Below are 11399 nucleotides of genomic sequence, written 5' to 3' on the forward strand. Positions count from 1 at the left end.
GCAGCGTAGATGCCTGCGGGTCCGGCACCCACGATGGCCACGCGGAAGGGATTCGTCGTCATGGTTCTCCTCGGGACAGTCAGTCGTCAGTGTTCTGGGGCGGCAGGGCCGCGATGAAGGGGTGGTCGCCGTCGATGACTCCGTGCGCGGCGGCTCCGCCCGGGGATCCGATGGTGTCGAAGAAGTCGACGTTCGCAGAGTAGTAGGCTTCCCAAACGTCGGGGACGTCGTCTTCGTAGAAGATCGCCTCGACGGGGCAGACGGGTTCGCAGGCGCCGCAGTCGACGCATTCCACGGGATGGATGTAGAGCGAGCGGCTGCCCTCGTAGATGCAGTCGACGGGGCATTCGTCGATGCAGGCCCGATCCTTCAGGTCGACGCAGGGCTGGGCGATGATGTAGGTCATGGGTTCCTCATGAGTTCTGGCTCGGATATCTGCGCTGCGGCGAAGGCTCCGACGGCATACGGGCTCAAGGTCACGACATCGCCGGCGATGACGACGGCCGGTGAGCGGACACCTCGGCGTGCGGCTTGGAAGGCGATCGTATCGAGAGTGCCGACGGTGACCCGCTGGTTGTCTCCGAACCCGTCTTCGATGATCGCGACAGGGCAGTCTCCCCCGCGGGCACCGCGGGCCAGGATCATCGCCGAATGCGCCAATGTGCCGATGCCCATGAGCACGACGACCGTGTGGTCGCGTCCTCCGCCGAGTTCGGAGAGCTGATCGTGGCCGGTGATGACTGTGTACGCGGTGGCCAGTCCCCTGTGAGTCAGCGGGATTCCGGCAACGGCGGGAACCGAGTTCGCACTCGTGACTCCCGGCACCACCTGCACATCGACGCCGGCTTCGTGGCAGTGGGCAAGCTCTTCGCCGCCGCGGCCGAAGACGAACGGGTCTCCGCCTTTGAGTCGGACCACGCGGCGCCCGGCGCGAGCCTGTTCGACGAGGATCTCGTTGATCCGCTGCTGCGGAACCGGATGGTGCCCCGGGGTCTTGCCGACGTCGATGATCTCGGCATCGAGTGACTCCCCACGCTCGGTCTCGAGCTGGTCGATGACCGAACGCGCGCCGAGGCGGTCCGCCACGATGACCTCGGCCGCTTCCAACGCGCGCAGGCCTTTGACGGTCAGCAGGCCGAGATCACCGGGGCCCGCACCGATGAGCAGCACGCTGCCCGGTGTCTGACGAGTGAAGAGACTCATGGCTGATCGTCCTCGGGAGTGTGGATTCCTGCGGCCACGGTGGACCCGGTCTGCGGATCGATGATGAGGAAGCCGCCCGCGCGTCCGTGCTCGCGGAAGTCCGCGATCGGCAGAGCGGTGGCCAGCCTCACCTCGGCGGTGCCGATGTCGTTGCCGGCGAGCACCTCGGCAGGTTCGGATCCTGAGGTCAGCAGGTTGTGCTTCGATTCGATCGTCACGATCGCCTTGACCGTCGAGGTCCCGGCCTTAACGAGCACCCGGTCACCCGAGCTCAGTCCGTCGGAGGTGAAGGGGAAGACGTCGGCCCGCAGAGCCTTGCGAGGTTCGGGCAGGCTTCCGGCAGCGGCGAGGACGCTGCCGCGCGCGGTGTCGATGTCATCTGCCAGACGCAGCGCCACGGACAGCGGGGCGCCCGCGGACTCCAGCGGGCCATCTGCCGTATCGATGCCGACCACCGTGGTTCTCAGACCGGCCGGATGAACGTCGATCTCATCGCCGAGGCGGATCCGTCCTGATGTGACCTGGCCGGTCACCGCCCGGTAGTCGCGGAACTCATCGGGGTCGAGTCCCGGTGCCAGGCCGCCCTGCGGGCGCAGAACGGACTGCACGTCGAGGCGGAAGGGCTCGAGGTCGGCCGTGTCCTCTTCCTTGCTCGGCAGGTTCTCGAGCAGCTCCAGCAACGCGGGACCCTGGTACCAAGGCGTGTTCGCCGAAGCCTCGGCCACATTGTCACCTGCCAGTGCAGAGACCGGGATCAGATGAGCCGAGTCGAGTCCGATCTCAGCCGTCAGCGCTTCGATCTCGGCCTTCACCTTCGCGTACGCCACCTGATCGTAGTCGAGGAGGTCGATCTTGTTGATCGCAAGTATGACGTGCCCGATGCCCAGACGGTGGACGACTGTGAGGTGGCGTCGGGTCTGTTCCGTGGCTCCGGTGCGCGCGTCGATGAGGACGACGACGGCGTCGGCGGTCGTCGCCCCTGTGACCATGTTCCGGGTGTACTGGACGTGTCCGGGGCAGTCGGCGAGGATGAACGACCGTTTGTCGGTGGCGAAGTAGCGGTAGGCGACGTCGATCGTGATTCCCTGTTCTCGTTCGGCCCGCAGGCCGTCGGTGAGCAGGGCGAAGTCGAATTCGCCGCCGACGAAGCCGCGCTCCTCACTGGTGCGCGTGACGGCCTCCAGTTGGTCGGCGAGGATTGCCTTAGCATCGTGGAGGAGTCGACCCACGAGCGTCGACTTGCCGTCGTCGACGGAGCCGGCCGTGGCGAAGCGCAGCAGCGTCTTCGTCTGCGTGGCAGCGGTGGTGTCTGGGGTCGTGGTCATCAGAAGTATCCGTCCTTCTTGCGGTCTTCCATCGCCGCGGCCGAGATCCGGTCGTCGGCGCGGGTCGCTCCGCGTTCTGTCACAGTGGTCACAGCCACCTCGGCGAGGACCGAGGAGATGTCATCGGCGTCGGATTCCACGGCGCCCGTGCAGCTCATGTCGCCGACGGTGCGGTAGCGCACCGACTTGCGGATGACGGACTCATCAGGCCGCGGGGCCGAGAACTCGCCCGTTGACCACCACATGCCGTCACGCTGGAAGACCTCGCGTTCGTGGGCATAGTAAAGGTGGGGCAGGGAGATGTTCTCCCGGGCGATGTAGCTCCACACATCGAGTTCGGTGAAGTTCGAGATGGGGAACACGCGCACGTGCTCGCCATTGACGTGGCGACCGTTGTAGAGGTTCCACAGCTCGGGGCGCTGGTTGCTCGGATCCCACTGGCCGAATTCATCGCGCAAGGAGAAGATGCGCTCCTTGGCGCGGGCCTTGTCCTCGTCACGGCGGGCACCGCCGAAGACGGCGTCGAATCCGCCCTCGGCGATCGCGTCGATGAGCGGCTGGGTCTGCAGAGTATTGCGGGTTCCATCGGCGCGCTCGCGCAGGCGGCCGTCGTCGATGTAGTCCTGGACCCTCGCTACGCTCAAATCGATGCCGTAGCGCGCGGCGGTCTCATCGCGGAACTTGAGAATCTCTGGAAAATTGTGGCCGGTGTCGACGTGGAGAAGACCGAACGGGATCTTCGCGGGCCAGAAGGCCTTGGCCGCGAGGTGGAGGACGGTGACGGAGTCCTTGCCGCCGGAGAACAGCAGCACGGGCTTCTCGAATTCGGCGGCGACCTCGCGGATGATATGGATCGCTTCGGATTCGAGGACGTCGAGGGTGGACAGTGGTGTGTGATCGATGCTCATACGTGCAGCCCGCATTCTGTTTTCGAGGTTCCAGCCCAACGACCGGCACGGGGGTCCTCCCCCTCGGCCACCGGGTTGGTGCAGGGCTGGCATCCGATGGATGGATATCCCTGCGACAGCAGTGGATTGACCGGCACGTCGAAAGCACCGGCGTAGTCGAGAAGATCGTCGAAGGACCAGGCAGCCAGAGGGTTGATCTTGACAAGCCCGTTCTTCTCATCGAAGGTCACCAGCGGCGTATTCGCGCGGGTCGGTGCTTCGTCCCTGCGGACTCCGGTGAACCAGAGTTCGTAGCCGGCCAAAGACTTCTTCAGAGGTGCAACCTTGCGCCGGGCGCAGCAGAGGCCGGGGTCACGATTGAACAGCTCGGCACCGAATTCCGCGTCCTGCTGTGCCACGGTCTGTTCCGGGAGGACGTCGACGATGTTGACGTCGACCTTCCTGGCCACCTCGTCGCGGGTCGAATAGGTCTGGGCGAAGTGGTAGCCGGTGTCGAGGAAGAGCACGTCGACGCCGGGCAGGTACTGGGCGACATAGTGCGGCAGGGCCGCATCGGCCATCGAGCAGGCCACCGCGCAGGTGGAGGTCTCGAAATTGCGTGAGACCCAGCGGATGACGTCGGCCGGGTTGGCCTCGGCCACGCCGTTGTCTGGATCGCCTGCCAGCTCCTTGGCCCCCGCCTCGGCGAGGGACTTGAGCTCTTCGATGCCGCGGCGGTGGCGGGTGGGCGTGGGCAGCGCTGCTGTGGTTCGGGTTTCCGTGGTGCTCATACCAACTCCTCGTCTTCGACGCGGTGGGCCCAGTGGGAAAATGTCTCATTGTCATCGCGACCGGCGAGGAAACGGCGAACGAGCTTTTCGACGTAGTCACTGAGGTTGTCGACTGTGACCTTGAGACCGCGGACAGTGCGGCCCAGACCTGCTTCGTCGCGGTCCTTCGATGCCAGACCTCCACCGACGTGGACCTGGAATCCGGGCGACTGGACGCCGTCCTCGCTGGTCACGAGCTGACCTTTGAGTCCGATGTCGGCCGTCTGGATGCGTGCGCAGGAGTTCGGGCAGCCGTTGAGGTGCAAGCTGATGGGGTGCGGCAGGTCGATCCCGGCGAGCCGTTCTTCGAGCTTTGCAACGGCGTCTGCGGCAGTCTGCTTAGTCTCGACGATCGCAAGTTTGCAGTATTCGATGCCGGTGCAGGCCATCGTGGAGCGGCGGAACAGATCCTTCCGGCTGGACAGGCCGAGGGCGTCGAGGCCTGCGACGACCTCGTCGATGTCTGCCTCGTCGATATCGAGGAGCAGGACCTTCTGGTGCGGAGTGGTGCGCAGGCGTGTCGATCCGAACTTCTCCGCCAGATCGGCGATCTGGGTCAGCAGGGTGCCCGAGGCCCGGCCGGCGATGAGGGTGACGCCGATGTAGTACTTCCCGTCGGCCTGCTTGTGCACGCCTACGTGATCACCGGCAGTCATGGGCTTCTCGGGGGCAGGGCCGTCAGCGAGCTTGTATCCGAGGTATTCGGTCTCGAGGATGTCGCGGAATTTCTCCGGACCCCAATCGGCGAGCAGAAACTTCATGCGCGCCTTGTTGCGCAGCCGGCGGTAGCCGTAGTCGCGGAAGATCTCGGTCACGCCCAGCCAGGTCTCAACGACCTGACCTGGGGCGACCCATGTGCCCAACCTTTCGGCGAAGCGCGGTACCGTTGACAGCGCACCGCCGACCCACAGATCGTAGCCGATGCCCTTCTCGGGGTGCTCGACGGCGACGAATGAGCAGTCGTTGATCTCGTGGACGACGTCTTGGCTGGGGTGACCGGTGATCGCGGTCTTGTACTTGCGAGGCAGGTTCGACAGGCTCGGGTCGCCGATGTAGCGACGAGAGATCTCCTCGATCGCCGGGGTGGGGTCGATGAGCTCATCTGCGGCGATTCCGGCCACCGGTGACCCGAGGATGACACGCGGCACGTCGCCGCAGGCTTCGGTCGTCTGCAGACCGACTGCTTCGAGGCGGTGCCAGATCTCGGGGACGTTCTCGATCTCGATCCAGTGGAGCTGAATGTTCTGACGGTCGGTGAGGTCGGCGCTGCCCCGACCGAAGTCATTCGAGATCCCAGCGATCGTGCGCAGCTGCTCGGTGGTGAGCTTGCCACCGTCGATGCGCACCCGAAGCATGAAGTACTCGTCCTCGAGCTCGTGCGGCTCGAGCTTGGCGGTGCGCCCGCCATCGATGCCGGGCTTCCGCTGTGTATATAGCCCCCACCAACGGAAACGCCCGTGCAGGTCATCCGGATCGATCGAGGCGAAGCCGTCCTTCGAATACACCTCTTCGATCCGGGTGCGCACGTTGAGGCCATTGTCCTCGGCCTTGTCGACTTCATTTTTGTTCAACGGTTCCTGACCGTCGATCTTCCACTGACCGTTTGACTTCTTCGGTCGGGCCGGCCGTGCGGAAGCCCCAGATCTCGGAGTCTGCTTGATTTCTTCTACATGTGCGGACACGATCGTCTCCAAACGCTGCTGTGAACCTTTGAAGAGTCACGCTACAAGAGATATAGATTGCTCAACAAATCAGGGTCCCCAATCATGTCGTTTAGTGACACATGACGACATAAGTCGAACGGTGACGATCCTGGTCGTGGAAGTTGACCCCGACTCAGAGCGCTGAGATTATCCGGTCTCGAACGACATCGACCAGCAATGGCGGGGTTTCCACGCCGTCATGGAGCAGCGGTGGCCCAAGGATGTCCCGGGAGTCAGAGATGAGCGTCGAAGTGAGATCCTGGAAGAACCCCGGCGCCAGAAGATAGCTCGAGAGCACTACGCGTGCACCAGACCCACGTTTCTGCTCAACAATCTCGCCCAAGCGGTCTCCCCCGCCGGCATGAAACCCTGCAACGACGGGCCTCGAGAGCTCATCAGCCAGAGATTCAGCCATTTCCAGGCAGGCATCGTTGGCCCTGTCGTCACTGGATCCTGCGGCCGCGAGCACCACCTGGTCCTCGTCTTCGAGGTTCGGCAGATGCTCGGCCAGGATCCGGGCAAGCCGAGGGTCCGGTCCCAGCGTCGGCGTCAGTCGGATGTCACGACTTTCGGCTCGCCCGCTGGCTTCAGGTCGGTCAGCGCCCGGCTCCGTTCGCCCATCGGCGCCTCCCGCAGCACGGACGGCTTCAGCCAGGTCGACATGCACGTGATAGCCCGGGGAGAGCAGCAACGGCACGAGGATCACCGGGGCATCACGCGGCAGGGCCGAGAGCACCTCAGCGACATCAGGGTGCTGGACATCGACGTGGCCGAGCATCACCTCGACGACCAGCCCTCGGCAGTGCAGGTCCTCGGAGACGGCAGAGGCGAGCGCCTCGATGACTCTGCGCCCCTCTGCTGACGAGGTGCCGTGAGAGATGAGACCGATCGATGGCAGGGTCATTCAGATCACTTCCAGTGGCATCGGCGATGCCGGGGCGGGGAACGCACGATCGATGTCAGCGCAGTCATCACTCGTCAGAGCGATGTCGACCGCCGCAGCGTTGGCCCGCACATGGTCTGGCCTCGCGGCCTTGGGTATCGCGATGACATCACCGGACCGGATCACCCAGGCCAAGAGGATCTGGGCCGTGGTCGCGTCGTGACGGCGGGCCACCTCGGCGAGGGTGGGATCCTCGAGCAGGTGCCCCTGTTCCACGGGCGAATATGCCATCGTCGTGATGTGCGGTCGGCTTTCGCGGTGGGCGGGCAGGAGGTCGAACTCCGGACCCCGGCGGGACGGGTTGAGCAGAACCTGGTTGACCAGCGGCACCGCGGGCAGTTCTGCGATCTCGGCCGGGTCGAAGTTGCTCACGCCCCAGGCTCCGATGAGACCCCGTTCGCGGAGGCTCTCGAAGGCGGCAATCGTCTCCCCCGCCGGGTATGAGCCTGGCCAGTGGAGCAGGTAGAGGTCGATGTGGTCGGTTCCGAGGACAGCCAGGGACCGCTCACAGGCCTCGACCGTACCGGCTTCCGAGGCATTCGTCGGCAGCACCTTGTCGACGAGGAACACCTCATCACGCACAGGTGCGATCGCCTCTCCGACGAGATTCTCGGATCGTCCGGAACCGTACATCTCCGCGGTGTCGACGAGGCTCATGCCCAGCTCGATTCCTTCGCGCAGCGCCGCGATCTCGGTGGTTCGCTGAGCAGGATCGTCGCCGATGTGCCAGGTGCCCTGCCCGAGGAGCGGAAGGGACGTGCCGTCGGCCGTTGTCGTGGTGGGGATCATCCGGTCATCGTAGTCGAGACAGGGCCGGTGGCGGGGGTCAGGCGTCATGTGCCTGGATGGACACATGTGTCTCCGGAACTGAACAGCGAAACCCTTCGCTGTCGGTGCAGTGATGGCAGAATCGTCAATGAACGAACAACGCCCGTGGTGTCAGATGAGTCATCCCTGGCACAGATGGATTCCGATGAGGAGCAACACGATGAAGCCGATGCAGAAATCACCTTCGCGACCAGCAGCAGCCATCGCCGCGGCTGGTGTCGCATTGGCCCTGACACTGAGCGGCTGCGGCGGAGGTGATGAGAAGAAGGCTGACGAGACCGCGCAGGGGGAAGAGACCAAGGCCCCGGGTGCCATGCAGGGCGAGGCTGCTGAGACGGAAGCGCCCACAGCGGCCGGAAAGTCGGAGGCCGCGAAGCCGGAGCCCAGCAAGACCAAGTATGAGGATCCCTTCAAAGATTCCCCGAAAGCCACCTCCTGGGCCAGCGATGACGGGATCAAGGTCAACAAAGAAGGCGACGGAACGGTTCCGAAGGCATCACTTGAAGCCGACATCGACGACCTGTTCAAGAACAAGTTCAAGATGAAGGTCAAGGCGGTCGAGTGCAGAGACGATATGAAGGTCATGGACTGGTGGGGCCTGACGAGCTGCGAGGTTCAAACGAAGAAGAAGACCTACTTCGGCTCGGTCAAACTCGTCGATCACAAGAACGATATGGTCAAGTACGAGGTCAAGTTCCCCGGCCTCGACCCGAGCGAAGTCGACTTCTAGGCCGAATCCCACCATTCCAGAACACGGGTCGCCTGGAGGGTCACCCACTTCGACGGTTCGCCTCTGGGCACGTCGATGTGGAACCAGACGTCTCCGTCGAGCCGGTGTCCCTGCAGCCAGGTCCCGTCGTCTTGACGCTGCGATCTGATGACCTCGATCGCCTCCGCCATGCGCGGATCGGGACCGGCACCTTCTGCCGCCGCCCGGAAGCAGTCCGCCGCCCGGAGGTAGTCGGCCGCAGCGAGGACGTTGTAATAGGCTCGCCGAGGATGGGCGAGGCTGAATACGCGATCGTAGAAGGGTTCCCCTGTCGAGAGCCTGCGGAAGAGCTCACGACGCAGCAGGTATTCCTCTCCTCGGGCCCTTGCGGCCGCGACCCGCTCAGCATCGCCGGTTCGCACCTGGTAGTCGAGGAGTCCGATCAGCGCATTGAGCGTGGAATGGTAAGAGGCCACCCTCGACCCTTCCACCCATTCGCAGTTCCAGCCTCCATCTTCGAGTTGATGGTCGAGGAACCAGTCGACGATCCCGTCGACGTCGGCACCGAGCCACAGACCGTTCGACAGCGTCATCGCATTGATGCAGACGTCGACTTCTCCGCCCCAATAGGGCATGTCTTCGTACTCCCACCGTATGGAGGCCAGCTTCGCGACCGTTCCCTCCAACGCCGAGGCGGGAGCTCCCCAGTCTCGAAGCTGATTGAGCGCCCAAGTCGTGGCCGTCCAAGGCTGAGGCCCATCGCCCCTGAAGTCGGACGGGAAGTACGCACCCCCGGCCCACTGCCCGTCAGCGTCCTGATGGCCGAGAAGCTCGCGGCCGAATCCTTCGATCGGCACCTGCGCCCGCGTTTCCCTCCAGACTTCTGCATCGATGCCCAAGAGGTCGCGCTCGACCTGCCAGCGCAGAGCAGGGTCGGAATCCAGAAGCCAGTCGCTGAGCCGAGTGTCGATCATCGTCGATTCCCTACGGTGGGCAAGTGCGAGACCCCAGTCTACGTCAGGAATAATCAACTTTGTGATCGGTCGAGAAGCCGGGCTATGGTGTCGGCTATGGCACTTCAGGATGCGATCTTGGCCGCGATCTCGAATGGCGAGGCCTCCGGATACGACTTGGCTAAGGCGTTCGACGTGACCGTCTCGAACTTCTGGGCCGCCTCGCCACAGCAGCTCTACCGCGAGCTGGACAAAATGGAGGCGGCCGGCCTCATCGAGGCCCGGGCGGTCCACCAGCAGAGACGACCGAACAAACGACTGTTCTCCCTCACCGACAAAGGCCGTGCCGCTTTGTACGACTTCACGATCCGCACCCCCAAACCGACCGCCATCCGCGACGAACTGCTTGTACAGGTCGAGTCGATGGAACTCGGTGACGCCGCATCGATCAAGGCCAATGTGCACGACAAGCTCGCGGCTTCGAAGACGAAGCTGAAGAGCTACGAGCAGACTCGCAGACACCTGCTCGAGGGCCGGAGCGAGCAGGCTTACCTGGTCGAGGCCGATCAGCTCGGCCCGTACCTCACCTTGGCGCGGGGGATCACCTTCGAACGGGAGAACATCCGCTGGTGTGAGTTCGTACTGGCGACACTCGCCGATCGGACAGCAGCCTCCTAGTACCCGTCGGTGACGATCGGCCCCAGCTCAGGGCGTTTGGCCACTCGACCGTCGCCTGACGACTTGCCGGTCAGCCGCCGATAGACCCAGGGTCTGACGTGCTTCCACCACCGTTGTGCTTCGGTGCTGCCTGTGCGCACCGGCGCTGGCCCCTCTGGAGCACCGAGGAAGTCGAACCCGATCCGGAGTCCGAAGCTCGCAGCAGCGGCACACGCGAGCCGCTCGTGACCAAGTGTGGCCAGGTGAAGGCGATCTTCGTCCCACGCCCGGGGATCTTCGAAGACCGAATTGGTGGTATTGGTCAGCGGCAGGACTCCGTGGGTATCGACGAGGTGCTGGTAGATCGCATTGAGTCGCAGGCGACGGGTGTTGATCAGTCGTCCGGCTGGCGAGACTCCGGCGAGATTGGGGATGGGGACTACGAAGACCTCGGCGCCGGCAGAGATCAGTGGCTCAACGATCCCTGCAAGGGATCTCTTCAGGGCGCCGAAATCGACACGGGGCCGCATGATGTCATTCATTCCGGCGGTCAGAGTCACGAAGCTGGGCCGCAACGCAATAGCCGCCTGGATCTGCGTGTCGACGACCTGGGCTGTCTTATAACCGCGCACGGCCAGATTCGCATAGTGAATGGGCCGATGTTGTCCGTAATGCGCTGTCAGAAGTGCGGCCAGGCGATCGGTCCAGCCTCGCGGGCTGCCATCGGGCCAGGGTTCGTCACCGACCCCCTCGGAGAGGCTGTCCCCGATCGCAACGTATCGCAGCGGAAGCCCGTGATCACGGCTCACAGTGTCGCCGCCACCTGGACCCGACCGCACATGGGCCGACAACCGAGATCCTGCGGTCCGTGCAGATATGGAAAGACGTCTTTCATCACAGGCTCCATTAGTCAACAAGTTGAATAACGGTCATCCTAGCCTCGCTCCCGATCGCGGGTCCACCGAAAACACACATCCTGAAGATTCGATTATTCAGGTAACCTTGTTTTTTATGAAGGAGTCAACCTCCGAACGCCGGCGCAACCGGCGAGAAGCGATCACCCTGATGATCCTCGTCCTGTGCGTCCACTCCTGCTTCAAACTTCTCGGCTGGGGCTCCCAAGATCTGTCATGGTGGCAGGTCATCTTGGTTGCCCCCGTATCTGCGGCCATCTACTGGGCCTTGTGCAGCACATTTCGGAAGTTCGCGGCGGAATTCGCACCAGAGGACGTCGCTGCGCAGCCGCACGAGTGAGCAGTGAATCAGAAGAACCCCCACCCGGCAGGTGGAGGTTCTTCTGTCAGTGTAGCGGGAGGGGGGCTCGATCCCCCGACCTCACGATTCTAATTTGATTCGAACAC

At 63.8% G+C, this 11399-nt stretch carries 13 protein-coding genes; 3 read left to right on the top strand and 10 right to left on the bottom strand.

Annotated features, from left to right (window positions below; genetic code table 11):
- Positions 1-79: 79 nt before the first annotated feature.
- From fdxA to FO013_RS21765, 8 genes are all read right to left on the bottom strand, one after another.
- A complete protein-coding gene (gene fdxA, locus FO013_RS21730; protein ID WP_143924649.1) occupies positions 80-406 on the bottom strand; it encodes a ferredoxin in 327 nt (108 codons plus the stop codon).
- Entirely contained in the window at positions 403-1203 is an 801-nt protein-coding gene (gene cobA / locus FO013_RS21735) for a uroporphyrinogen-III C-methyltransferase (protein ID WP_143924650.1), read from the bottom strand. The genes fdxA and cobA overlap by 4 nt, the downstream gene beginning before the upstream one ends.
- The gene (locus tag FO013_RS21740) at positions 1200-2528 is read right to left on the bottom strand and encodes a sulfate adenylyltransferase subunit 1 (RefSeq protein ID WP_143924651.1); all 1329 of its coding nucleotides are present in this window, start codon (positions 2526-2528) and stop codon (positions 1200-1202) included. The genes cobA and FO013_RS21740 overlap by 4 nt, the downstream gene beginning before the upstream one ends.
- The gene (gene cysD / locus FO013_RS21745) at positions 2528-3436 is read right to left on the bottom strand and encodes a sulfate adenylyltransferase subunit CysD (RefSeq protein ID WP_186293269.1); all 909 of its coding nucleotides are present in this window, start codon (positions 3434-3436) and stop codon (positions 2528-2530) included. Before cysD ends, FO013_RS21740 begins: the two co-directional genes overlap by 1 nt.
- Positions 3433-4206 carry a phosphoadenylyl-sulfate reductase gene (locus tag FO013_RS21750; RefSeq protein ID WP_143924653.1) on the bottom strand — a complete coding sequence of 258 codons (774 nt, stop codon included), beginning with the start codon at positions 4204-4206 and terminating at the stop codon, positions 3433-3435. The genes cysD and FO013_RS21750 overlap by 4 nt, the downstream gene beginning before the upstream one ends.
- A complete protein-coding gene (locus tag FO013_RS21755; RefSeq protein WP_395950131.1) occupies positions 4203-5927 on the bottom strand; it encodes a nitrite/sulfite reductase in 1725 nt (574 codons plus the stop codon). The genes FO013_RS21750 and FO013_RS21755 overlap by 4 nt, the downstream gene beginning before the upstream one ends.
- Positions 5928-6081: 154 nt before the next feature.
- Positions 6082-6852 carry a sirohydrochlorin chelatase gene (locus FO013_RS21760; protein WP_143924654.1) on the bottom strand — a complete coding sequence of 257 codons (771 nt, stop codon included), beginning with the start codon at positions 6850-6852 and terminating at the stop codon, positions 6082-6084.
- On the bottom strand, positions 6853-7680 hold the full coding sequence (locus FO013_RS21765; RefSeq protein WP_143924655.1) for an aldo/keto reductase: 828 nt from the start codon (positions 7678-7680) through the stop codon (positions 6853-6855).
- 199 nt (positions 7681-7879) lie between these two features.
- Between FO013_RS21765 and FO013_RS21770 the strand changes: the two genes are divergently transcribed.
- Positions 7880-8449 carry a hypothetical protein gene (locus tag FO013_RS21770; RefSeq protein WP_143924656.1) on the top strand — a complete coding sequence of 190 codons (570 nt, stop codon included), beginning with the start codon at positions 7880-7882 and terminating at the stop codon, positions 8447-8449.
- On the opposite strand, the gene FO013_RS21775 is transcribed toward FO013_RS21770, so the two are convergent.
- A complete protein-coding gene (locus FO013_RS21775) occupies positions 8446-9402 on the bottom strand; it encodes a squalene cyclase (protein WP_143924657.1) in 957 nt (318 codons plus the stop codon). The genes FO013_RS21770 and FO013_RS21775 overlap by 4 nt on opposite strands.
- A gap of 96 nt (positions 9403-9498) precedes the next feature.
- Here FO013_RS21775 and FO013_RS21780 point away from each other — a divergent pair, with 96 nt between their 5' ends.
- Positions 9499-10059 (top strand): PadR family transcriptional regulator, encoded by a 561-nt coding sequence (locus FO013_RS21780; protein ID WP_143924658.1) that lies wholly within the window; start codon positions 9499-9501, stop codon positions 10057-10059.
- On the opposite strand, the gene FO013_RS21785 is transcribed toward FO013_RS21780, so the two are convergent.
- Positions 10056-10847: an SGNH/GDSL hydrolase family protein gene (locus FO013_RS21785; protein ID WP_260848325.1), complete on the bottom strand. Its 792-nt coding sequence runs from the start codon at positions 10845-10847 to the stop codon at positions 10056-10058. The two genes, FO013_RS21780 and FO013_RS21785, sit on opposite strands and share 4 nt — an antisense overlap.
- Positions 10848-11049: 202 nt before the next feature.
- Between FO013_RS21785 and FO013_RS21790 the strand changes: the two genes are divergently transcribed.
- Positions 11050-11292 carry a hypothetical protein gene (locus tag FO013_RS21790; protein ID WP_143924660.1) on the top strand — a complete coding sequence of 81 codons (243 nt, stop codon included), beginning with the start codon at positions 11050-11052 and terminating at the stop codon, positions 11290-11292.
- Positions 11293-11399 lie beyond the last annotated feature (107 nt).

This window comes from Brevibacterium aurantiacum, assembly GCF_007558825.1.
Classification (GTDB): domain Bacteria; phylum Actinomycetota; class Actinomycetes; order Actinomycetales; family Brevibacteriaceae; genus Brevibacterium; species Brevibacterium aurantiacum_A.